Annotated in this window: 15 protein-coding genes and 1 pseudogene; 7 read left to right on the forward strand and 9 right to left on the reverse strand. The window is 43.3% G+C overall.

Features of this window, described 5'->3' with window-relative positions:
• Nucleotides 1-27 precede the first annotated feature (27 nt).
• Both AAEZ00_RS07985 and AAEZ00_RS07990 read left to right on the forward strand, forming a co-directional pair.
• Nucleotides 28-999 carry a M20/M25/M40 family metallo-hydrolase gene (locus AAEZ00_RS07985; protein WP_351074656.1) on the forward strand — a complete coding sequence of 324 codons (972 nt, stop codon included), beginning with the start codon at nucleotides 28-30 and terminating at the stop codon, nucleotides 997-999.
• A gap of 256 nt (nucleotides 1,000-1,255) precedes the next feature.
• Nucleotides 1,256-3,070: a DEAD/DEAH box helicase gene (locus tag AAEZ00_RS07990; RefSeq protein WP_101033829.1), complete on the forward strand. Its 1,815-nt coding sequence runs from the start codon at nucleotides 1,256-1,258 to the stop codon at nucleotides 3,068-3,070.
• Nucleotides 3,071-3,466: 396 nt separating this feature from the next.
• Here the strand turns inward: AAEZ00_RS07990 and AAEZ00_RS07995 are convergent.
• Nucleotides 3,467-3,676, reverse strand: a pseudogene (locus tag AAEZ00_RS07995) (EamA family transporter); the annotation flags it as partial.
• A gap of 210 nt (nucleotides 3,677-3,886) precedes the next feature.
• On the opposite strand from AAEZ00_RS07995, the gene AAEZ00_RS08000 reads away from it, so the two are divergent.
• Nucleotides 3,887-4,990, forward strand: coding sequence for a phosphoribosylaminoimidazolesuccinocarboxamide synthase (locus AAEZ00_RS08000; protein ID WP_124013465.1), 1,104 nt, complete (start codon nucleotides 3,887-3,889; stop codon nucleotides 4,988-4,990).
• A gap of 281 nt (nucleotides 4,991-5,271) precedes the next feature.
• Here AAEZ00_RS08000 and exeM read toward each other — a convergent pair whose 3' ends face one another.
• Nucleotides 5,272-7,887, reverse strand: a complete 2,616-nt coding sequence (gene exeM / locus AAEZ00_RS08005; protein WP_351088527.1) for an extracellular exonuclease ExeM — start codon at nucleotides 7,885-7,887, stop codon at nucleotides 5,272-5,274.
• A gap of 606 nt (nucleotides 7,888-8,493) precedes the next feature.
• On the opposite strand from exeM, the gene AAEZ00_RS08010 reads away from it, so the two are divergent.
• Complete coding sequence (locus AAEZ00_RS08010; RefSeq protein WP_124013463.1) at nucleotides 8,494-9,933, forward strand: methyl-accepting chemotaxis protein; 1,440 nt, start codon at nucleotides 8,494-8,496, stop codon at nucleotides 9,931-9,933.
• Between the two features lie 133 nt (nucleotides 9,934-10,066).
• Here AAEZ00_RS08010 and AAEZ00_RS08015 read toward each other — a convergent pair whose 3' ends face one another.
• Together AAEZ00_RS08015 and pmbA are read right to left on the reverse strand one after the other, a co-directional pair.
• Nucleotides 10,067-11,434, reverse strand: coding sequence for a hypothetical protein (locus AAEZ00_RS08015; protein ID WP_351088528.1), 1,368 nt, complete (start codon nucleotides 11,432-11,434; stop codon nucleotides 10,067-10,069).
• A 200-nt stretch (nucleotides 11,435-11,634) separates the two neighbouring features.
• Nucleotides 11,635-13,014 carry a metalloprotease PmbA gene (pmbA, locus tag AAEZ00_RS08020; protein WP_351074667.1) on the reverse strand — a complete coding sequence of 460 codons (1,380 nt, stop codon included), beginning with the start codon at nucleotides 13,012-13,014 and terminating at the stop codon, nucleotides 11,635-11,637.
• Between the two features lie 159 nt (nucleotides 13,015-13,173).
• Here pmbA and yjgA point away from each other — a divergent pair, with 159 nt between their 5' ends.
• The 3 genes from yjgA to AAEZ00_RS08035 all read left to right on the forward strand — a co-directional run bounded on the left by yjgA (nucleotide 13,174) and on the right by AAEZ00_RS08035 (nucleotide 16,759).
• Entirely contained in the window at nucleotides 13,174-13,707 is a 534-nt protein-coding gene (yjgA, locus tag AAEZ00_RS08025; protein ID WP_101034789.1) for a ribosome biogenesis factor YjgA, read from the forward strand.
• A gap of 28 nt (nucleotides 13,708-13,735) precedes the next feature.
• Nucleotides 13,736-16,195 (forward strand): Ig-like domain-containing protein, encoded by a 2,460-nt coding sequence (locus tag AAEZ00_RS08030; RefSeq protein WP_351074669.1) that lies wholly within the window; start codon nucleotides 13,736-13,738, stop codon nucleotides 16,193-16,195.
• A 162-nt stretch (nucleotides 16,196-16,357) separates the two neighbouring features.
• Complete coding sequence (locus AAEZ00_RS08035) at nucleotides 16,358-16,759, forward strand: hypothetical protein (protein WP_351074671.1); 402 nt, start codon at nucleotides 16,358-16,360, stop codon at nucleotides 16,757-16,759.
• Nucleotides 16,760-17,089: 330 nt separating this feature from the next.
• On the opposite strand, the gene AAEZ00_RS08040 is transcribed toward AAEZ00_RS08035, so the two are convergent.
• From AAEZ00_RS08040 to tldD, 5 genes are all read right to left on the reverse strand, one after another.
• A complete protein-coding gene (locus AAEZ00_RS08040) occupies nucleotides 17,090-18,235 on the reverse strand; it encodes an ABC transporter permease (RefSeq protein ID WP_351088529.1) in 1,146 nt (381 codons plus the stop codon).
• A complete protein-coding gene (locus tag AAEZ00_RS08045) occupies nucleotides 18,232-19,404 on the reverse strand; it encodes an ABC transporter permease (protein ID WP_351088530.1) in 1,173 nt (390 codons plus the stop codon). Before AAEZ00_RS08045 ends, AAEZ00_RS08040 begins: the two co-directional genes overlap by 4 nt.
• 12 nt (nucleotides 19,405-19,416) lie before the next feature.
• The gene (locus tag AAEZ00_RS08050; protein WP_351088531.1) at nucleotides 19,417-20,406 is read right to left on the reverse strand and encodes an HlyD family secretion protein; all 990 of its coding nucleotides are present in this window, start codon (nucleotides 20,404-20,406) and stop codon (nucleotides 19,417-19,419) included.
• On the reverse strand, nucleotides 20,396-21,829 hold the full coding sequence (locus AAEZ00_RS08055; RefSeq protein ID WP_351088532.1) for a TolC family protein: 1,434 nt from the start codon (nucleotides 21,827-21,829) through the stop codon (nucleotides 20,396-20,398). Before AAEZ00_RS08055 ends, AAEZ00_RS08050 begins: the two co-directional genes overlap by 11 nt.
• Before the next feature lie 199 nt (nucleotides 21,830-22,028).
• The gene (tldD, locus tag AAEZ00_RS08060; RefSeq protein ID WP_351088533.1) at nucleotides 22,029-23,477 is read right to left on the reverse strand and encodes a metalloprotease TldD; all 1,449 of its coding nucleotides are present in this window, start codon (nucleotides 23,475-23,477) and stop codon (nucleotides 22,029-22,031) included.
• Nucleotides 23,478-23,524 lie beyond the last annotated feature (47 nt).

The following is a 23,524-nucleotide window of genomic DNA, read 5'->3' on the forward strand; positions in this document are numbered from 1 at the left end:
TAAGCGAATAAGAGGAGATAACACACCATGTTTACTGCTCAAATTCGCCTTAAGGTGACCGGTTTTAGCCTATTATGCAGCTTATTAATTGGCTGTAGCCAAACACCGCGCCAATGCTCACCTAATATCACTACCACCTGGCCCGATGCCAATCAACAAGTCACCCAAGACATATCCATCTTAACCTCTGCGAAATTTCAAGGCCGCAAGACTGCCACACACGGTGCGCGTCTCACTCAAGACTACTTAATAAAGCGGTTTACTGAGATGGGATTACAACCTTGGCAGCCAACATTTGCAGTACCGTTTAGCTATCAGCATCAATTTTCGACCGTCTCTGGGGTTAATATCATCGCCACCATTGCGGCAAAAACCCACTCCACTCGATGGCGAGTGATCACCGCGCATTATGATCATTTAGGTCAAACGGCACGCAACATGTATCCGGGAGCAGATGATAACGCCTCAGGTATTGCCGGAATGATGGCCATTGCCGCCCAATGGCAACGCAATCCGCCGTTAGATGATGTCAATGTAATGATTGTTGCCACCGATGCTGAGGAACCCGGTTTGTATGGCAGCGATGCCTTGGTGGCGTTGTTACAACAACAACCACAGATGGACATTGAATTAAGCATTAACTTAGACATGATAGGTCACCCAGACCGCCGCAGGGCAATCTACATGGAAGGTCAACACAATCTGGCTGATTTTGCACTTATCGAGCCAGGGTTGATGCAGCAAAATCAATTGTGTATCCGTACTCATCACACGAGGTTGTTAAGTGGGCGGATGAGAAAAAGTGATTGGCTAAGGGCATCAGACCATTATGCATTCCATAAGGCAGGTTACTCTTGGGTGTATTTTGGCGTACCACCCCATGCACAATACCACACGCCAGACGACACAATAAGCACCTTAGACATCGACTTTGTTGTGGCAGTAGCTGAAACAGTGTATCAAATGCTCAGTATAGATAAACTGACTAAGGCCCCATAAATCACCTAATTCACAGTAACAATTGTTCATATTTCAACCAATTAACAAATACTAAAAATCAAGAATCAGGCCAATATTAACCTCGAATAGGCAAATTAATGTTTATTTTCAGTTTTTACGTGGTCAACACGCATAGTTGCTGCTATAATACGCCCCCTTATATCGGCGCGGGAAATCGACACGGGGTTGATTTTCTGTCTGTGAAACTTTAGCACGAGCTTCCGAACTTCGTGCGCATCCACAAGGCTACAACTCAATGTCATCTGAAAAAACTTTCCGCGAACTCGGCCTGTCTGAGTCTTTGTTGCGTTCGCTTGACGACTTAGGTTATGAAAACCCAACGCCAATTCAAGCGGCGAGTATCGACCCGCTTATGGCTGGTAAAGATATTATCGGTCAAGCACAAACCGGTACCGGTAAAACAGGTGCGTTTGCCCTGCCTTTACTAAACAAAATCGACATGAAAATCAATGCCCCACAGATTTTAGTGTTAGCACCAACCCGTGAATTAGCGGTTCAAGTTGCCGAAGCATTTGGTAGCTACGCTAAACACATGAAAGGCTTCCACGTACTACCGATTTACGGTGGTCAAAGCATGCAACAACAGTTAAACGCCCTTAAGCGTGGACCACAAGTGATTGTCGGTACACCAGGTCGTGTAATGGATCACATGCGCCGTGGCACATTAAAGCTAGATGGCCTAAAAGCCTTAGTATTAGATGAAGCCGACGAAATGCTAAAAATGGGCTTTATCGACGATATCGAATGGGTATTAGAGCACAAGCCAGCTGATAGCCAACTTGCCTTATTCTCGGCCACTATGCCTGAGCAAATTAAGCGTGTTGCTGCTAAGCACTTAAACAATCCAGTGAACATCAGCATAGCCTCAAGCCAGGCAACTGTTGAGTCTATCGATCAGCGTTATGTGCAAGTATCACAGCACAACAAACTAGAAGCGTTAGTACGTGTATTAGAAGTTGAAAATACTGAAGGTATCATCATCTTCGTTCGTACTCGTAACAGCTGTGTTGAATTAGCTGAAAAATTAGAAGCCCGTGGTTATGCTTCATCACCATTACATGGTGACATGAATCAACAAGCTCGTGAGCGTGCTGTTGAGCAGCTTAAGCGCGGCAAGTTAGACATTTTAATCGCGACAGATGTTGCGGCACGTGGCCTAGACGTTGAACGTATTGGACACGTAGTAAACTACGATATTCCTTATGATTCAGAAGCATATGTTCACCGCATCGGTCGTACCGGTCGTGCTGGTCGTGCTGGTATGGCGATTTTGTTTGTGACCAATCGTGAAATGCGCATGTTACGCACTATCGAACGCGCCACTAACAGCCGTATTTCGCCAATGAAAGTACCTAGCCCAGAGTCAGTTGCAGAGCGTCGTTTATCTCGTTTAGGTGAGCAAATCCAAGAGACCATTAATGGTGACTTAGATTTCATGAAAAATGCCGTTGCTGAATTATGCCAACAGCTTGAAGTTGATACTGATTTATTGGCTGCTGCTTTGTTGAAACAAGTACAGCAAGAGCGCCCTCTACAATTACCGACAATTACAGAGCGTCAGCGTGATTCACGTGACGAGCGCGGAAACGATCGTAATGACCGTAATAGCAGCGACCGTCCACGTCGTGAACGCAGTGACCGTGGCGAACGTAGTAGCCGTCCAGCACCAAATAGTTTTGGTGATGCAGAAGGCTTAAAAGATAATCCAGACGTGAAAATGAATCGTTATGTTATCGATGTTGGTCGTGAAAATGGCGTAGGTGTAGGTAACATCGTTGGCGCGATTGCTAACGAAGCGAACATCGATAGCCGTTTCATTGGTCAAATTCAATTATTTGATCAAGTCACAACCGTTGATTTACCTGACGGAATGCCTAAAGACATCCTTTCACACCTTAGAAAAGTGCGTGTTTGTGGTCGTCCTTTAAACATTCGTGAAGCCGGTGATGAAGTCTTTGCTGATACGACTCGCGGCGCAGGTGCTCCACGTCGTCCGCGCACAGATCGTGCTCGCAGTGATCGCCCACGTAAGCCTCGTGACAACGGCTAATCATTCTGTTGAATGACATAAAAAATGGAGCCTAAGGGCTCCATTTTTGTTTTCTATTCTAATGACAAAATAAGTCTAAACATCATTAGCATCCATTAACTTGGCGATTATCTTTTTAATATCACTATTCTTAGGTTCTAGGTTCTAGGTCGCTATGCGGCTAGATGCTATAGCAAGAGCCTAGATCGCTTCGCTGCTAGGACGCTGCGCGGCTAGATGCTATAAAATCTTAGCAGCGAAGCTGTCCCTATTCCTGAGATAACAAGCGGTGACGAGAGAGATTAATAGATGACAAGCCAAGAGCCTAGGTGCTAGACCGCTTTATCCGTGAGCGCAGCGTTCGCTTGTTATCATTTCCTAGCAGGACGCAGTCCGCCCTAGCAGCGAAGCGACTCTAGCAGTATTGTGCTTTAATGCCCCTAAGCGCCATTGAATTAACAAGGTCACCACTAATGCCACGACAAACCGAAACCAAGTCAGGGTTACTGGGGTAATAAAACCACCTGATAGCTTTAACGCAATAGGTAAAATGCCCCAGAAAAATACCGCAATAGACACAAATATCAGCCCTAAACGGTTATTAATACTTACTTGTTCGCTGTTCAATTTTTGTTATTCCAAGCACTATTTAGGAAGTGAATTTTGCCTGATTAACCTGACAAAGTCTTTATCAAGATATTGCTAAACTAGTCGATGATTGTTCGCATAACAAAAAAGCCTATTTCAACTCACCCTTTCCCGTGGCAAACCCGCTTAATGCAGGTAACATAGCCGCCATAAAAACCCTATACGCCCTTCAACCTAAGGAACATTCGCATGAGTCTTGCTGATTCCGTTCTTGCCGTGAACAATGATTTACCTATCCGTACCGACAAGCCTGTCCACAGTGGCAAAGTTCGCAGTGTTTACTGGTTAACCGATACTGATAGCCGCCGCTTAATTCGCGACAAAGGTTACGATGTACCTGAAGATACGCCACTAGCGATTATGGTGATCAGTGACAGAATTTCTGCTTTTGATTGTATTTTTCATGGCGAAGGTAACTTGCAAGGCATCCCAGGCAAAGGCGCGGCACTCAATGCCATTTCAAACCATTGGTTTAGTTTATTTGCCGAAAATGGCTTAGCTGATAGCCATATCTTAGATATCCCACACCCTTTTGTGTGGATAGTGCAAAAAGCCCGTCCAATTAAAGTGGAAGCCATTTGTCGTCAGTACATTACCGGCTCTATGTGGCGGGCTTATTCAAAAGGTGAACGAGTATTTTGCGGCATCACCCTGCCTGAAGGCTTAAACAAAGATCAAAAACTGTCTGAACTGCTAATCACTCCGTCAACCAAAGGTATTTTAACCGGCATTCCAGGTGTACCAGCACAGGATGACGTCAATATTAGTCGTAGCGACATTGAAGCCAACTACCAAGCATTTGGCTTTGAAAAACCACAAGATATCGACCTATATGAAGTCCTGCTCAAGCAAGGCTTTAAAGTGATTTCTGCTGCACTAGCCAAGCTTGACCAAGTGTTTGTTGATACCAAGTTTGAGTTTGGTTATGTCAACGATAAAGACGGCAACGCTAAACTGATTTACATGGATGAAGTCGGCACTCCTGATTCATCACGTATTTGGGATGGCGCAGCTTATCGCGAAGGTAAGATTGTTGAAAACTCAAAAGAAGGTTTCCGTCAGTTTTTATTAAATCACTTTGACGATGCCGACATTTTGTTAAACAAAGACAGAATGCCAGAACGTGAAGCCCTTGCTCGAGATAACGAGCTACCGTTAGCAGCAATGATGAACGTATCTCGTACTTATATTGGTGTTGCAGAAAAAGTCACCGGAGCCACGATTTCACTCCCAGCTAACCCTAAAGCAGACATTATTAAAGTATTACGTGAACAATATGATTTAATTGTATAAATAACGTTTCCCCAATTACAAATAAGGCGCCTATGGCGCCTTATTTGTACTGGCATCGTCGTAAACAGCGGCTGAAATCAATACAAAATCGTCGTCAGCAAGCCTTAAGCGTTGAATCGCCAATGCTTTAAACCGTATTGGCTGTCCTTATCAAAATGGGTAGGTATCCGTTTGACGTTACCCCCTAGCCAAGAGTCGTTTTATCATAAAAAAAGGATGACAGTTGTCATCCTTTTTTCTGCATCATCAATGAACGATGATACTTCTTTATCACCTCATCATTAACTGCGACGGCGTAAGCCTAGTGCACCTAATAACATCAACGCAAAGTAACCTAAACTACCACCATCGCTGTCTTTCACAGGTTCAGGTGTTGGCGTAGGTAATACCACTACTGGTTCTGGATAGCTCAATGCAATGATCACAGGGTCGTGATCTGAGGCAGAAAATGCATTCTCTGATTTAACCAAATCACCAGTGTACTTGCTGCCATATTCAAACAGGTTAGATTCAACCGAGTTGATGTGCCAGTCGTCAATATCGACTAACTTAGCCGCTAAACTCGCATTACCCAAAGCATGGTCTAAGTTACCTAACTCACCGTTATAACTATATGAGTAAGTCGTTGCACCATGTGCTTGAGTGTTTAAGTTAATTAACCCATAACCTTTATCAATCACACTACCTTCGCGCTCGTACACTTTACCGTTTAAGGTTGTCCAAGAAGCGGTGCGAATAATATGATCAGTTGTTGACGCATCATAGTCAGTCAATACTGCAACCGGATCTTCTTTGCCATAGGCATTTAAGTCACCAATAACCAGTACATCACCTTCAACATCTCTTAGTGACTCACCTAATACTTTGGCAGCGGACACTCGGAACGCATTACACTTGCCTTGCATGTCTGCGGGTTCTGAATCTTCGTTAAACTCAGCCCAGTCTTCAATACAACCTGAACCTTTCGATTTCAGGTGATTAACAACAATAGTCAGTTTTTCATCATTAATGCTAAAGCTTTGCACTAAGCTGTGACGTTGGAACTTATCATAGCCTGGGCTTTGCTCAACCACGCTGTCTTTCTCGCGGGTTTGAGCACCTTCGGCAGCATGTTGCTCTGGCGTTGCGATAACGTTTGCTGCACCGTCTAAGCTGATACGCGCGGGGCGATATAGCATACCAACGGTAATTGCATCACCACCGATGAATTTGCCGTCATATTTATCAGCCTCTTCAACTTCAACAAAGCGATAGGCTTGATCATCCGCTAATTCGGCATTAAGGGCATCAACCAAGTTTTGGATTGCACTAAGCTCACCAAAGCCATTGTTAGCAATTTCCATTAAACCAACAACATCGGCATTCATGGCCACTAGCGCAGTCACAATTTTAGTGCGCTGCAATACCATTTCAGCTTCTACTTTCGCACCGCGATTGCTGTTTGATGGATTAACATCACCACCAACCGAGTCATTGAAGAAGTTCAATACATTAAAGCTCGCTACCCGAATATCACCCATATCTGCTACTGTTGGCGCATAGGTACGGTCATTCGCGCGGATAAAATCACCGGCCGTAATGGTGTTGGTCGCTAAAATACGGTATGCGCTGTAGCTATAACCAATCACACCTTCAAGGTTTGTTAGTTGGTCGCCAACACGGATATAGCCGGTTTCAGCGTTAAAATCTGGGAAGTAAGGTACTTCGCCGCTTTTAGCCTTATAGTCAGATTCTACAAATAACTGATTAACAGCATTGGCTTCACCTAATGCAACAGACTCAGCTGAATTTGGCTCAAACACTTGAGTCGGCTTCATTAATGGGGCTTTATGAGACAACACCATATTGTTACGATATGAATCATAATCGAAACTAAAGTTGCGGGTGATTTTCATCTCACTACCGGCATCTAATGTCACTTTCATGCCTTCGACACGCTCTAATGCTTGCGCTAGGGTTTCACCATCGGCAACATAAAATGCACTGGCCGCAGGTACTTCGCCTAATGCGCCCACTTCAAATTTTTGATCGGCTTTAAGGTCTATCTGAGTTGAGCCGTAAAACTCGTTTACTTTACCTTGCACACACACTTCAGCACCGGGCTGAATCGTGTCTGGCGCGGCTTGGTCTAGAAAGACAAAAATGCCGTCAGAGGTATAAGGCGAGTTGTCGCCTTGCATGTCTTGAATAAAGAAACCCTTATATAAACTGTCACTTCTCGCAGTAACAATCCCTTTTACGGTCACTTCGTTAGCCGATGAAAAACTACCATCAACAATCAATGGGCTAGAATCTCCAGCGCCTTGGACATCATAAATATTGGTGAGTGTGGCGCCATTACAGGTAAATGCGACGGTATCTGGAATGGTGGCTGCGTCAAGCGAGCCTAAACCACTAAAGGTGTCTATATTTAATGTAACCCATTGGGTTGCATCATAAGTGGTGCTGGCTGTTAAGGCGTCTAATTTACGTTGGAATGTAGTATTGCTGCCCCAACCGTCTGGCGTTGGAATGTCACCAATCACATCAACTAGCACACCGTCTTTTAATAAGCCGACAGCATCGCCACCATTAAAATTGACATCGCCCGTCATAGTGTCGGTTGAGGCTGGTAAGGTAATCGCTGCATTTGTATTCAAAATAACTTTGACACCTTTAGCGGCAATTGAGTCAGTTAACACCACCATATCCAGTGCAACGGTGTCTCCATCTTTATAACGTACTAATTTATAACCAGTTAAATCAATTTCAACATCACTGTTGTTGTAAAGCTCAATCGCTTTATTGTATGAACTACCTTCAACGTATTCACTAATCAATACATCTGCATTTGCCATCATTGGCAATGCTGCAGCAACTGCGAGTGAAACCGCCGTTAGTTTAGTCAGTCCTTTCATTTTTTAACCCCATATTTTGTAATCAAAATGCTATTTTTTTGTAATATTCGGCTGGATTGTGTCAAATTTTGATTACATAAAAAACAACATAGATCACATTAACGAGGCAAATAAATAGCTATCTCATTGATTAACTTTAATATTTTATGCTTGCAAAAGAACAAGGATAACTTGAGAGGGAAATAACCAATTAAAAACAGTAGCTAACACAAAAACAACCCCCATTTTAATATGCTCACGTTAAAATAAACTTTGTAACACTTGTTTAAATAAAAAAGAAAAAACTTACAACATACTGTTGCGTGCCGTATATTCCTCTCATCTAATCATCTAATCATTTTGAAAATGTCAGACATTATCAGATTGTCGCGATGACATTTCCACCAACAGTAAGTGACTTAGTACGTTAAATAGACATTGTACAAAAAATCCAATAAATAACTTAAGCTATTCGATTTATTGTCGATATTGATCATGTATTGATGATGATTGAATGTCATGTTCATCACACACAAAATACGATTAAGCTGTCTATTTAATATTAAAATATGACAAGCTTATCTAGTCTTTGAATTTATTGTCTTTACCGGTTTAGGTACCAAAACCATGAAACAAGTTGATTTTAGAAATATCGATAAACTCTTTATCAAAATGTCCATTAACGATAAGTTTTGGACTGTCTTCGGACTGTTCCTGATCATTTTATCCAGTGTATCGATTAGTGGTTACTTAAATAAAATTGAACATATTGAACAGCAATCATTACATGTTTTAGAACAAAAAATGGCCGCTACCGTTCAAGCACTAGATGCTACCAGCCAGCTTGCACAAGCTTCAAACTTAGGCTTGCAGGTGTCTGGTCGTTCGCAAATTAGTTCACGCCAACAAGATACCGTTACTGCGGTTTATGCATTAGATGGCCAATATTATACGCTGAGTGAATCAGTCTATGGTCAAGAAGCCAATGCTAAGCAAGCTGCATTAATGTCACTATTGCTCTCATTGTTATGGATCTTGCCCTTTGCTATCGTGCTTTACTGGAATGCCACTTTTATTGGTGGAGCGCTGTGGGTGTTATGGGATACCACGGAAAAAATTGCCAAAGGAGATCTCACCTCTCGTTTAGGCTTCCATCCTGGTCGTGATGAATTCGGCACCATTGGTTGTGCGCTAGATAAAGCCATGGACACATTAACCGAGCTTGTTGTTACAGTGAAAAAAAGTGCCGAAACATTGGAAACGACTTCCAGCTCGTTTGCCAGTGAAACGGCTCAAAGTGCTGAACAAATTGATCAACAATATGCATCACTTGACTCGGTTGCTACGGCAATGGAAGAAATGACCGCATCCGCCGCTGAAGTGTCTAATATTGCACGCAATTCAACCCAAAAAGTTGAACAAGATTCGGAGTATACACGTCAGAGTTATGACCGGGCAAAGCGTGCCATTAATGAAATTAAACAGTTATCGACCTACATTGAACAAACGTCAAACTCGGTCCATACCCTAAAAATTAATGCGACCAATATTAATGATGTGATCACCACCATTAATGCTATTTCTGATCAAACCAACTTGCTGGCATTAAACGCTGCCATTGAAGCGGCACGCGCGGGTGAAATGGGACGAGGGTTTGCCGTTGTTGCCGATGAAGTAAGAACCCTTGCAGGTCGTACTCAAGCAGCGACTGTTGAAATTCATAAAATGATTGAACTCCTGCAAAGTGAAACACTCAATATCGACAGTATCACTCAAGATACGGTTAAGCAGGCACAAACCAGCAGCGATTTGATCACTAATATTGGTACTGATATTAATGCGATTTCAGAATCATCACGTTCAATTATGGACATGAGTTTCCAAATTTCTACATCGTCAGAAGAACAAAGTGCAGTGGCAAATGACATTGCCAAAGAACTGACGGATATAAGACAGAAATCAAATGTTATTAGGGGTTTATCACAACAGTCTTCAAGCGGTGTTAAAGCGTTATCAAAAGCATCCGCTGATTTAGGTAAAATTTTAAGCCAATACCGCACTAATTAGCCTTAGGCTAACTAACTTACTCGTTTGTATGTCCATTTGAATATAAGCGCTAAATGAAAAGCCGATATCGATGATATCGGCTTTTTTGATGTTTTATCGACAGTGGCTTAACTCACTCTCAATTAACTTAACATTACTGTAATGACGTAAGTCTATGACCTAAAGTACTGGTACTGTCTGGAGTCAGCACGAAAGTATAGTTACTGTCGCCATCAAAGCTGATTGCATCAGACTGATAAACTAACGTTTGCGTGCCATTATCGGCCTCGTAAACAATGTTAATCTCATAATAATCTTCAGGCAGTGTTAGGCTTAGTTGCTCGACAAAATCTAAATCCGTTAAGCTGTATTCGGCGGTTTCGATAGTTTCTGAAGCGCGGACAAAATACACGGTTAGATCATCATAATCGTAAGCCAAATTGACCACATCGACTTTATATTCAAAAGCTCGAGGTCGTAAGTCTTGCTCGATCACCATACCTTTGACAGAACTGTCTTCTTGTTGATAAATCAGTAAGGACTTCACTTCATCTTGGTTAAACGTTACTAGCAAGTTATCGAACAACTTGGCTTTGCTAGTCGCATCTTTAGCAGTGATACCATAATCATTAAACGATGTTGATTGGTAACCCGTTACTGTGAAGGGTGAAATACCATACAAGTATTGTGTCTCTTGCTTACTGGCCACATCAACGTCAATACTTTGAGTTTCTAAACCATTAAACACGCGATAATCGGCCGTTGCCTCTAATGCGGCGTAAGTAACAGGCGTTGTAGTTGAGTCAATGCTGTCGATAGTGACGTTAATATAACCTGCACCAAAACTGTTACGAATCATCAGTTTATAGGCAGTTTCCGAGGTTAAACTCATGCTGCCTGTTGTGTAAATCACATTTTTAGTGCCGGTTTCGGTCAGATACACAATATAATCATCAGTATCGAATATCTGTTCGCTGGTGTAACTGCTATACGGCACATTACCGAGCATCACCGCTTCGTCAATGGTTTGGGTATCGAGTGAAATATAGGTATCAAAAGTACCTTCATCAGTCGCTACGTTAGCCACCAGCACTTCCATTTTGCTGTAGTCATTATCCTCGTCGGCATTTAACTCGTCCATTTCATCGCGTGAATAGTTAATATCCAATAGTACGGGATCGTGATAGTCACCATAAAGCACAAACAAATGGTTCGAGTCGCTCGCTAAATCAATGGTATCGCTGTAAACGGTTACCGTTTCACTATCTTCATCTTGACCATAAATGTCCAGTTCTGTACTCCCTGTACTATAAGCATAACGCGGCATTGCATCAGCAAAATCAACCGCAGTATATGAATAGTCATCGAGCACTAACGAGGTCGATGTGCTATTAGGTGATGCATTATAAAACTGCACATATGCGACATCATCACTGCTTTCTTCACTGTCTGAGCCACACCCTAATAACAAGGCTCCCATTGCAGACACCATCATCAATCGACTTATTTTTTTGTTAAACATATTTACTCCATTAACCATCTAGTTACATTTACAAGAGTTATGACAACCTTTGCCTGTAAACGACTGTCAAGAAAGGTAAAGTAAAGATATAAAGCATCAAGAGACAAATTAAAGCCAAAAAAAAGCCTCTTAATCAATTAGATAAGAGGCTTTAATTATTTTTACATTTAAACCATAAATGCGTTTTTTAGCAAAAGGGGTTAATTACCCGCGACCTTCATCTCGCTCAGTAAAATACCCCCGGTGCGGATTGATGAACGTAAATCGCGATCTTTACCTACACCTTGTATTCCCATAAACATGTCTTTTAAATTGCCTGCGATGGTAATTTCTTCTACGGGGTATAACACCTCGCCGTTTTCAACATAAAACCCCGCCGCGCCGCGAGAATAATCCCCGGTGACACCATTAACGCCTTGGCCCATCACTTCCGTCACAATTAAGCCGGTATTCATGGCTTTCACTAAGTCGTCAAATGTTTGGTTTGAATGGCTCAAGGTCCAGTTATAAATACCACCGGCATGGCCTGTATTAGTCATCGCCAATTTACGTGCGGAGTAACTGGTTAATAAATAGGTCTCTAGTTGGCCACGGTCAATAATACGTCGGTCTTGAGTTGCCACGCCTTCACTGTCGTAATTAGCACTAGCCAGGGCCCCAACCAAATGCGGCTGCTCTTCAATGCTAAACCAGTCAGGGAATATTTGAGTGTTCAACGCTTCCATTAAGAAGCTCGACTTACGGTAAATACTGCTACCACTAATCGCACCAATTAAATGACCCATGAGGCCTGTGGCAATTTCAGGCGCAAATAACACTGGCATTTTTGCAGTAGGAATTTTACGCGCATCCAATCGACTTAAGGTTTTGTTTGCTGCTTGCAAACCTACCAATTCAGGTGAAAGTAAATCATGATACTTACGGGCCACCGTATAGTCGTAGTCGCGCTGCATATTGCCATCAGACTCTTGGCCTATTACAACACAACTTAAACTGTAGCGAGAGCTGCAATAACCGTTAAGAAAACCATGGCTGTTACCATAAACTCTGGCGGCCGTATGCGCGTTGGCGCTGGCACCATCGGAATTACGGATCCGGCTATCAACTGACAAACTGGCTTCTTCTGCACGAATGGCCAACTGAGCGAGCTCTTCTGCATCGATATCTTGTGGATGATATAACTCTAAGTCGCGAATATCTTGCGCCATCAAAGCGGGATCAGCCAAGCCACTGAACGGATCTTCTGAGGTATATTTGGCAATACCATCGGCCGCTTTTACCGCTTGGCGAATCGCCTCAGGGCTTAAGTCTGAAGTTGATGAATTACCTTTGCGGCCATCACGGTAAATGGTAATGCCTAATGCACCGTCTTTATTAAACTCAACGGTTTCAACTTCTTTTTCACGGGTCGAAACCGACAAACCTTGCTGCTTACTGATGGCCACTTCAGCGGCCGAAGTCCCCAACACTTTTGCGTATTCTAACGCAACAGTGACAGCGTCTTTTAACGCCGATAATTCAGCATCAATTCTAGGGGTTGGTTCACTTGCGCTAGGCGCTGGAGAAGGATGAGAAGCCACAAATTTACTCTTTGATTAGTCTAATTGACCTTAGCATATCAAATTCAAATGGCGATTGATAACCGAGCATTTATATCGCTGCCTATCAGCAATAAATTCTGCATATTCTAGGCCGAATAAATGTTATCATTGATGCATATTGATTTGAGGTTTATGACTATGAAAATTGTTGGCGATTCTGAGCTATTTCAGCAGCCCTATGATAATGATGACAACTATGTCAGCAGAACGGGTGTAAAAAAAGAAAGTGAGGATGCTCAAGAACTTGGCATGCGTTTGATTGCCCTGAGCAAAACTCAATTAGACAAAATGGGTTTAGATGAATTTCTGTATGATGCGATTCTAAAAACAAAACTGATTAAACAAAAAACTGAAGCCTATCGTCGCCATTTGCAATACATTGGTAAGTTGATGCGCGGATTTGAGCATGAACCTATTCAAGCTGCACTCGATAAAGTGTTGAATAAAAACAATAATGAAGCAGCTCAAGTGCAGATTTTTGAAAAAATTCGCGAACGCTTATTAACTAATGGCGATGATGAAATCCAAGTGTTATTGGATCTATACCCACAACTTGAGCGTCAAAAAATGCGTCAATTGATCCGCCAAGCCAATAAAGAACTGGCTAAAGGTGCTGAATCAAAATCATCAAGAGAGTTGTTTAAGTATTTGCGCGCTGAAATAAAAGACTAAACCGTTTAATAGAATAAGGATGTTGCTAATGCGGCTCAAAATGATGGCTCGTACACTATGGTTATTACTGACTTCAGTGTTGTTATTGACAGCTTGTAACGGTGCCGCAGACGGCACCGACTCAGATACATCAGATGACAGTTATGGTTTATCGGTTAGTTATCAAAATGTGGTTAATGGCCAATGTGATTCCAGCACCGATGGACTTATTTTTGATATCGATGGCAGTTTTTGTGCCGTAGCTCACCTCAAGTTTGGTAATACCAACGTCAGTGGGGCACTCATTACTTTTAGCACAACCAATGCAGCAATAGCCCCTACAACGGTGTTAACCCTATCTTCTGGTCTTGCAACAACAGTTGTCACATCAAGCAGCAGCGATGCCGGCGTCCTCACCGCAACTTATACATCAAGTGATGACGATTCAGTCAGTGCGACTCGTAATTATCAATTTAAAGAATATAACTCCACAGCTCCAGCTGAAGCACTTAGCATAACCGCTTCAATTAGCGATGCAACGGGCCCTATTACACGCTTTAATATTGACAATACCGTTCAACTCAACGCCTTGATTACAGACAGCAATAATCAAGGTATTGCCAACCAAATTGTTACTTTTAATGCCGGTAGTGCTACGTTAACACCAGCAACCGCGCTAACAAAAACCTCAGGTATTGCTACCCTTAACTTCACACCTTCAGATTCAGATCTCGGTGCGAGTTTACTTACCGTCACCACTGAATACGAAGACACACCCCTCAATAGCACCAGTGCTTATGAGGTGCTTTCATCTGACGATGTTGTCACGGATATCATCGTTAAAATGGGCGCTTATGTGGATGATGCGTTTATTGAGGGTAAATTATCAACGACACTTACCGCTGACATTGATGGTAATTATGCCATAAGTTCAGGTGGCACATTTGGGGTTACTGCCACACTGGTGACTGAAGATTCAGATGGTACGATTACGCGTTTACAAAGCCCAACCAGTATTAGTTTTAGCTCAGACTGTACAACAACTGATAATGCTTCACTCGATTCCCCAGTAGCTAGCTTATCAGGTTCTGCCAACTCAACCTTTTTAGATATCAGCTGCAGTGGCAACAGTGAACGCAATGACATCATTATCGCAACAGCAACCATTAATGGCACTAGCATAAGCGCAAGTTTACCTTTTACTTTGGCGCGTCAAACCTTATCTAATATCAGTTTTGTATCTGCTGAACCAAACCAAATTCGCATTAAAGGTTCAGGCGGCACTGGCACTACAGAATCTTCTTTGGTGACTTTTTTAGTGACTAGTGCGAGTGGTCAACCTGCTGAACAACAATCAGTGAACTTTAGTTTAGACACCTCAGTTGGCGACTTACAATTTATTAATGGTGACGTAACAGATAGCAGTGTCACCAATTCAGAAGGTTTAGTGAGTGTCAGAGTGCAAGCGGGTACTTCCCCAACGCCAGTGCGTGTAATGGCATCAACTTCAGATGATAACCAGACCATTACAACCCAATCAGAACAGCTAACGGTTAACACTGGTTTACCGCAACAGTTGGGGTTTAGTCTTTCAAGATCGACCGGCAACCCAGAAGCTGGAGATAACAATGGTGAAGAAGTCACTATTACAGCTTATGCCTCTGACAGTTTTGCTAACCCAGCACCGGACGACACCACCATCAACTTTACCGCAGAAGGTGGCCAAATTGAGCCATCGTGTACCATAGTAAACGGAACATGTTCAGTCACTTGGACTTCAACATCGCCTAGGGTGAGCGATCACCGCATCACCATTTTAGCTTATGCTTTAGGCCACGAAACCTTCTTCGATACCAATGGCAATAATGTATTTGACGATGCTGATGGCGGCGTAGTTAACGGCTGCTTAAGCGGTACAACGCCTGTAGTGTGTAGTGGTAACGGCATGGATGTAGAAACCTACCATGACGGCGGTTTTGTTGATTTGCCTGATGCTTTTAGAGATGACGATGAGTCAGGAACACATCAATCAGGTGAACCGTACTTTAATATTCAAGCGAGTGACACATACCAAGCGGCTGATAGTAAGTTTAACGGCCCACAGTGCCAAGGTAGCTTGTGCGATAGCAATGCCATGACCACTTATATCCGTAAGGCGTTGGTGTTAACAATGTCAGGTTCAACGGCCACGATGACAGTAAGCAGAGATGGTAGTTTGATCACTAACAATGAAGAAATTGCAAATGGCGATATTGCTCAGTTTACTGTGGTATTAACCGACAATGCTGAGCAAATATTACCCTTTGGCACGACCTTAACCGTGGCTAGCACAGAGGGTGATTTGCAATTCTCTGGCTATACCGTGCCAAACAAGACCGCTGCAGGTGGAACATCAACCTCATTTAGCATTGAAAATGATGGTACTGCTGGTACAAGCTTGGTAACACTAACAGCCACTACGCCTAAAGGCATTGAAACTGTGCTGTCGTTTTATGTCACCTTGTTGTAACTAACCAAAATACAACGACAAACTAACTAACCAGCCTGCTATTTAGCAGGCTGTTTTTTATTGGAATTTGTTGATAACTTGTTACAATGAATATGTAGACAGGGCTAGTTTACTATCACGAGGGACCGACTTATGACTCTCGACGCATACTAAGGAATAATAATGCGCATAATTTCTATACTTTTTACCTTTACAGCAGGCGTACTACTCACCGCTTGTGCAGCTAAACCACCGATCGTGGCTCAAAATAAAACGGTTGTCGTCAACGACCAAACTTTCGTGCTTGGCGGATCGTATGATACAGAAAAGAAGAAACTGCTACTGACCGCCAATGGTGACGCGATCATGCAAGGCAGATTCCCGCCTATGACGCCTACACAAAATCTCAATGCAAACTTTGAGGACATGAAGTTTAAAGGTGATTGTTACTTTGGCTCGGTACTCGGTGATCAAGGTGGACGCTTTGGTATTGTTGCTAGCATTATACAATCGGCAAAATCGAGCACGGCAGATAAGTGCGACATCTTTATCGATGGCACCAAGCAAGAAACATTGTACTTTTAACCAGACACATTAACTAAGCGCTAGCCCTGCTTACTTCACCTCACCGCGAGATAATAAACGGTTATCAGCAACCCTTTGCCCTGCTAACTACCTTGCAATAACTTGTAACAGACTTGCAATAACTTGCAATAGACCCACTATTAGCGCTGCTATTAACACGTGAAGGCACCTTGTTAACAAAAAAGGGATGTTTGAGATGAAATAGGTGAAAGAGGCTGATTTTAGCTTACTGATACCACCTCTTATACCATCTCTTAAACCGAGTAACGTTAGCTTACTGACTTCACCGGCTATGGTGCTGATGTTGTATGATGCAGGTGTTGTAGGTATTTATGATGTAACCTTAAAATCTTGCTGTTTACGCGCAATTGCCATAATCGCCATGGTGACGAATAGCGCAAACAAGCCCCACAGTTGAAGCCATTTAGGCATGACAGCCGACCAACCTGCTCCTAATTGATTCAATTCGAGCATTCCCATGATAGCAGGCACTGCGGGAATAACTTGAGATGCTAATACCAATGGTTCAGGAATAAGCGCCAATGGCCACACAAACCCAGACACGAATAGAATTGGCATCGATACTAGTAAAAACAATTGAGTTGGAAATTCACGGCGGTTAAATAAACTGCTGAGATAAATACCTAACGCACCTGTGGCCAATAAAAAGGGCAGCATAAATAAGCCTACTTCAACCACAGTCGCGACTACGCTAACCTTGTACCAATAGAAACAAACACCTAAATAGAAGCTACTAAATAGAGCGTAAATCATCATAAAGACACTTAACCTTGCCAGTACCAAGGTCACTGGACTCACCTGTTGCCAATAGCCTGGTTTACGCCATTGCCCGGCACCTAAAATGCCCGTTCCGATTAATAAGGTTTGATGCAAAATAAGTAAAAATAGACCCGGCACCACATACGGGGTGTAACCTAAACTCGGGTTAAAAACTGGAATTGAATTAATGTTAATGGGATTGACCGCTTGCTGGGCAAGTTCTGGGTTTTGTCCGCGGGCCAATAAACCAATCAGTTGCACTTGTTTACTGGCATCAATCCCTGCAGCCACTAGACCTTCTACCACGGCGGAATAAATCAAAAAGTAACTGGCATCGCCGCCGTAACTTAATGTCGCACCTTTCCCCAATAGCAAATCACGTCTAAAGTCCGCTGGGATAACCAGTACACCGTTGGCCTTGCCTTGATCGATCCACGCTTGCGCTTGATCAATACTGTTTAAATTCGCGAGTATTTTTATCTTAGCACTGGCATCTGTGTGACGAGTCACGAGTCGACTAAGTGAAGAGTTATCATGATCAACCACCACGACCTTTTGCTCTGTAGGCACCTGATACAAATACGGTAAGGGATAAAGTACCGAGTAAAATAACACCCCACCGAATAACGTCACCATAATGGCTTTGTCAGCCAAGATAGCTTTGCATTCCGCAACGATTAACTGCCAAAAAGTCATTGGTTTACCCCAGAATTAATCTGCTTGGCTGCTTGAGCCTGTGACGGTATTTTCTGAGCATGACGCCCCAACAGATAAAGTAGAGGTATTAATAATAAAAAGGCCCAATACGAACTAATTTGGACCAACACTTGCGGCAAGCCAACGCCATAGCTCACCACGCTGACATGAGAATCAATATAGTGACTCGATGGCATAATCAAGCGCCACCACTGAGCCAATAAAGGCATATCATTGACCGGAAAAGTGATCCCCATAAACGCGAATGCTGGAGCAAATAATGCCGTACAGAAACTCACCGTACGCGCACTGTCACGCATAATCATACAAATAACCAAGACGATTAACCACAATGCGATGAGCATGAAACATTGCGCCAGCACCAGCAGTAATAAAGACCCTGACGCGGGCAAGGCTAAGTATTGATATAACCATAGGATAATAAAGCCACCATGAATGAGCATAATGGGGCTATAGAATACTATTTTCACCCACACTTTTGGCCAAATATTTGCGGCGACATAGTAACGATCGCCTTGTGGGATAAGCTCTGCGTTGACACTATTGACAAACACCAGCATCGACAGCAATTGCCATAATGCCATGAGTATTGGCGGGACTAAAAAGCTGACATAATTGTTGTTTCGGTTAAACAAAGCCGTCGTTTGGCTGCTGATAGGCGTTAAGCTCACATCGACAGTGGCTTTATTGGCGCCTTTAAGTAACAGCTTCACTTCGCCAATATGAGTTAATCCCGCTGCAAGGCTAAGTTGTAGCTGACTCGATAACAATTTGCCCACTAACAGAAATTGACTGTTGTAACGAATATCAATCGTCGGCTGTTGTGCAGTTAAAAGATCTTTATTGAGTTGATAAGGTAAAATGACCAAGGCATACACTTTGGCTTGACGCATGGCTTCTATCGCCACGGCTTTATTGGCAAATGAGCGCGGTGTAATCACGGCGTTAGCCGATAATTGTCTTGTTAGCATGCGGCTGATTTGACTGTTATCTAAGTCAACCACAGCCACAGGCAGCTGTCTTGGCAAACCAGCACTAAATAACCACCATAGTGTGAGTACGCCAATTAACGGGATATAACTCACCAAGGCTAGTTGCCACGGAGAATGCCATAACGCCTTACATTCGCGCCAAAATAAATGCCTCATCAGCAAGCCTTATTAATGTGCTGCAAGCTTGTCGTAACCAAACAACACCGACATGCCTACCCGTAAATCGGTAATCGTTTGCTTAGGTGTCAGTTGGACTTCGAAGGTGCGCATATCAAAATCGTGACCACTTTCAGTCGATCGCCAAGTAGCAAAATTACCCATCACACTTATGTTCGACACAGTAAACTCTACTTGTTGCTGTAATGCTGGGATATCTAACATGACGGTTTGATCTTGTTTAAATTGCGACAATTGATCTTCTCGCACTTGTAACACAGCCCATGCATCACTCATATCAATAATGCTTACCACCGGAAATCCACTCGGTGCCAGCTCACCAGCTTGTAATAACACCTCACTCACCTCAGCTTTTTTGGGTGAGCGCATTTGGCTATCGGCTAAAATCGCATTCACCTCGTTAACTGCACCTTCTGCCATACGAGTCTTACCTGCTGCTGCGGCTTTGGTTTCATTGCGCGCGCCTTCGTCAGACATTTGATACATGGCATAGGCTGCTTGCTGGGTATATTTGGCGGCCTGCCATTGTGTATAAGCTTCATCTCGCTTTTGGCGTGCAACAACACCTTCATCGAACAGGTTTTCAATTCGTTGAAAGGTTTTTTCACTTAGTTCTGTCGCGGCTTTGGCTTTTAACCATTGCTTTTTGGCTGCTGTTATTTGCTGTTGCCTGGCACCATTAATGGCTTGTTGCTGCATAGCCGTTGCAGCGTCGAGACCACCTTGAGCCTGCAGTAACTTGGCATCTAATTCTGGACTGCTAATAGCAAACAAAATATCACCCACATTTACCTGATCGCCTTTTCGGACCAAGACTTGTTCGATCCGCCCTGGTACTTTAGAAGATATATTATATTCACGCGCTTCTATTTGCCCTTGCAACACCGAAGGTTGAGGCGTAAAAGCCAACACCACGCCGTAACCTAATAGTAATATAAGTAGCACGAATGCGATGACCGCGATGATCTTGTTAGCCCGCATAAGCAGCCCCTTGAAGTTGAGTTCGGTTAATAAATTCATCTACTTGACCGCTAATGGCCATCACTTTGGCGTAGGCTTGCATATAGCGATATTTAGCGCCTAATTGCTGAGTTTTAACCGCTGTTAGACTTAGCTCCGCATCGACTCTATCAATTGACGTTGATAAACCTTGATTAAAGGACAACTCTCGCAAACGTAGATTTTCGGTCGCTAAAGCTAATGAAACATCGAGCGCATCGGCTTCTTCTTTGGCCTGTAACATTTGCCGATAACTTTGATCAATAAGTAAACTTAAATCCTGTTTAGTTTGTGCTTTAGTATAACGTGCTTGCAGTAAGGCACTTTTCGCCGCTTGTACTTTGCCACTGCGACCATCACGACTAATAATCGGTATGCTCATGCCGACACCCACCATCCAGTCTGGCTCAACTTGAGCAAATAAACTGTCATCTTCATACAAAGTATAATTGCCGTATAAATACACTTTGGGGTAATAACTACTCTTTTCTAAGTCCACTAAACTATTGGCTTGGGCTTCTTTGGCTTCGAGTAGTTTTAACGCCGGATGTTGAGTTAAAGTCAGCTGGCTAAGGCGCGGTAATGACGGTTGCTGTTCAAGTAAAAAAAGTGCCGAAATAGGATCGACCGACGGAATATGTAACATCCTCGCTAAGGAGATTTCGGCCATTTCGTATTGACGCTTGGTTTTACCCCAATTTACTTTGGCATTTTCTAACGCGACCTGGGCATTTAATCGTTCAACTTTGGCGATTTGTCCTTGTTGCTCTAATTTTTGCGCGTGAGTCACATGCAAGGTTAACGAGTCCACCAGCTGCTTTTGGGTATTCACTAAGGTTTTTGTCACCAATACAGCATAGTAGCGATCAACCAACTGAAGAAATAATTCACGCCGAGCCAGAGCCAGCTCTTGTTCGCTCTCAGATACTTGTGCGGCATGTATCCCTTGGGCAGCGGTAATTTTACCGCCGGTATAAATGGGCCACATGGCTTGTAAACTGGCTCTAAAAACATCTTGCTCTGTAAACGGGGTAACATAAAGAGAGCCCGGAATGGCCGCTAGCGCAGTGCCAAGTGCCGGTGGCAATGTACTGTTGTCGAGCGAGGCAAGTGGATTTAAGTCACGTAAATCCAGTTCGATAGGTTTTTCGAGACGGGTATAACTGCCAGCAATATTTAACGATGGGTAATTTAACGCATCACCTGCATCTTCTTCCGCTTTCGCGCGGTTAACAAGCTGAGTTTTAGCGTGAAGATGATCGCTCACTTGTGCTAATTGCTGCCAAGCATGACTAAACGTAACAGGCTCAGCAAAAACACTAATATGAACAAAAAAAACACTGAAACACAGAGTAAGACTCCATCGCCTCCGACAATGTGTACTAATATGACGTTGTACAACCATAAACACCTCTAGAGTTAATGCTCTAATTTTTTGCTGGATTATAACCTAGATCCATTATTTTCAAAGCCGCATAGCAACTAACTCATTCAGTAAATTGACATAAGCCACGATAAGCCATTAAATGATGCTCAGATCACAAATGCTCACTGAGTAAACACACTCAGCAAGCCGTCAAAATACTAATAATAGAAGCTTAACGTTAAGCTGTGCCGCCGACCGTTAGACGATCAATTTTCAATGTTGGTTGTCCCACACCAACTGGCAAGCTTTGTCCGTCTTTACCGCACACGCCGACGCCTTTATCTAGGGCTAAGTCATTACCCACCATTGAAATTAATCCCATGGCCTCAGGTCCGTTACCAATTAAGGTCGCGCCTTTAATCGCCTGAGTGACTTCACCGTCTTCAATCAAATATGCTTCAGAAGCCGAGAACACAAACTTGCCTGAAGTGATATCTACCTGTCCGCCACCAAAGTTAGGTGCGTAAATGCCTTTTTTCACTGACTTAATAATGTCTGCTGGATTGGAATCACCGGCTTTCATGTAAGTATTGGTCATACGCGGCATAGGTAAATGCGCATAAGATTCGCGGCGACCATTCCCGGTTGGTGTTTGCCCCATTAAACGGGCATTTAACTTATCTTGCATGTAACCTTTCAAAATACCGTTTTCAATCAAGGTGGTTTTTTGGCTTGGCACACCTTCATCATCAATACTTAATGAACCACGACGATTTTCCATGGTGCCATCATCGACGATGGTGACTAAAGTGGACGCCACTTGTTGACCCATCTTACCGCTAAAAGCACTGCTGCCTTTGCGATTAAAGTCACCTTCTAAACCATGACCGACCGCTTCATGCAGTAGAACACCTGGCCAGCCATTACCTAGTACCACTGGCATTTCACCTGCTGGGGCATCAATAGCGTTAACATTAACCTGTGCTTGGCGCACCGCTTCACGGGCAAATTCAAAGCTTAAAGGTAAGCCTGCTTCATCTGTGGCTAAAAAGGCGCTGTAATCGTGACGACCACCGCCACCAGCACTACCACGCTCGCGTTTGCCCTTGTCTTCTAAGATAACGCTACAGTTAAAACGCACTAACGGACGAATGTCTGCCGCTAACGTGCCATCACTTGCGGCAATTAATATTTCTTCATGCACGCCAGATAAGCTGACCACTACCTGAATAATACGGCTGTCGAGGCTACGAATATAGGCATCGGCTTGCTTTAATAGGTCGATTTTTTTGACTTCGTCCATAGCCGCAATCGGATCGGCACTGTCATACAGTTTATGAGCCGTTTGACGTTTAAAGGCTTGCACCTTGTGTTGTTCACCTGCGCTAGCAATGCCGCGGGCAGCTTTTGCTGCAGCATCAAGGGCGGCCGGAGTAATCTCGTCTGCATAAGCAAAACCGGTTTTTTCACCGCTAATGGCACGCACACCCACACCACGCTCAATGTGAAAACTGCCTTCTTTGACTATGCCATCTTCTAATACCCAAGACTCATGACGGCTACCTTGGAAATACAGGTCTGAAAAATCGATATTGTGTTGATGAATGGTATTTAAGTAACCTTGTAGTCCATCTAAGGTTAATCCATCTTGCAATAAACTCTGCTCTATTTGGGTTAAAAATGGCATTAAAATTCTCTTTATTAATGGGTAACGCATACTGCGAATTCAGTGTT

It is taken from the genome of Shewanella sp. S1-49-MNA-CIBAN-0167, from assembly GCF_040310145.1.
Lineage (GTDB): Bacteria > Pseudomonadota > Gammaproteobacteria > Enterobacterales > Shewanellaceae > Shewanella > Shewanella psychromarinicola.

Bases quoted from the DNA above. Each gene is read 5' to 3' on its own strand.
- AAEZ00_RS08045 (WP_351088530.1), bottom strand. From the start codon at position 19,404: ATGAGGCATTTATTTTGGCGCGAATGTAAGGCGTTATGGCATTCTCCG.
- yjgA (WP_101034789.1), top strand. From the start codon at position 13,174: ATGAAAATTGTTGGCGATTCTGAGCTATTTCAGCAGCCCTATGATAAT.
- AAEZ00_RS08000 (WP_124013465.1), top strand. From the start codon at position 3,887: ATGAGTCTTGCTGATTCCGTTCTTGCCGTGAACAATGATTTACCTATC.
- AAEZ00_RS08040 (WP_351088529.1), bottom strand. From the start codon at position 18,235: ATGACTTTTTGGCAGTTAATCGTTGCGGAATGCAAAGCTATCTTGGCT.
- AAEZ00_RS08055 (WP_351088532.1), bottom strand. From the start codon at position 21,829: ATGGTTGTACAACGTCATATTAGTACACATTGTCGGAGGCGATGGAGT.
- exeM (WP_351088527.1), bottom strand. From the start codon at position 7,887: ATGAAAGGACTGACTAAACTAACGGCGGTTTCACTCGCAGTTGCTGCA.
- AAEZ00_RS07985 (WP_351074656.1), top strand. From the start codon at position 28: ATGTTTACTGCTCAAATTCGCCTTAAGGTGACCGGTTTTAGCCTATTA.
- AAEZ00_RS08015 (WP_351088528.1), bottom strand. From the start codon at position 11,434: ATGTTTAACAAAAAAATAAGTCGATTGATGATGGTGTCTGCAATGGGA.
- AAEZ00_RS08010 (WP_124013463.1), top strand. From the start codon at position 8,494: ATGAAACAAGTTGATTTTAGAAATATCGATAAACTCTTTATCAAAATG.
- AAEZ00_RS07990 (WP_101033829.1), top strand. From the start codon at position 1,256: ATGTCATCTGAAAAAACTTTCCGCGAACTCGGCCTGTCTGAGTCTTTG.
- AAEZ00_RS08050 (WP_351088531.1), bottom strand. From the start codon at position 20,406: ATGCGGGCTAACAAGATCATCGCGGTCATCGCATTCGTGCTACTTATA.
- tldD (WP_351088533.1), bottom strand. From the start codon at position 23,477: ATGCCATTTTTAACCCAAATAGAGCAGAGTTTATTGCAAGATGGATTA.
- AAEZ00_RS08035 (WP_351074671.1), top strand. From the start codon at position 16,358: ATGCGCATAATTTCTATACTTTTTACCTTTACAGCAGGCGTACTACTC.
- AAEZ00_RS08030 (WP_351074669.1), top strand. From the start codon at position 13,736: ATGCGGCTCAAAATGATGGCTCGTACACTATGGTTATTACTGACTTCA.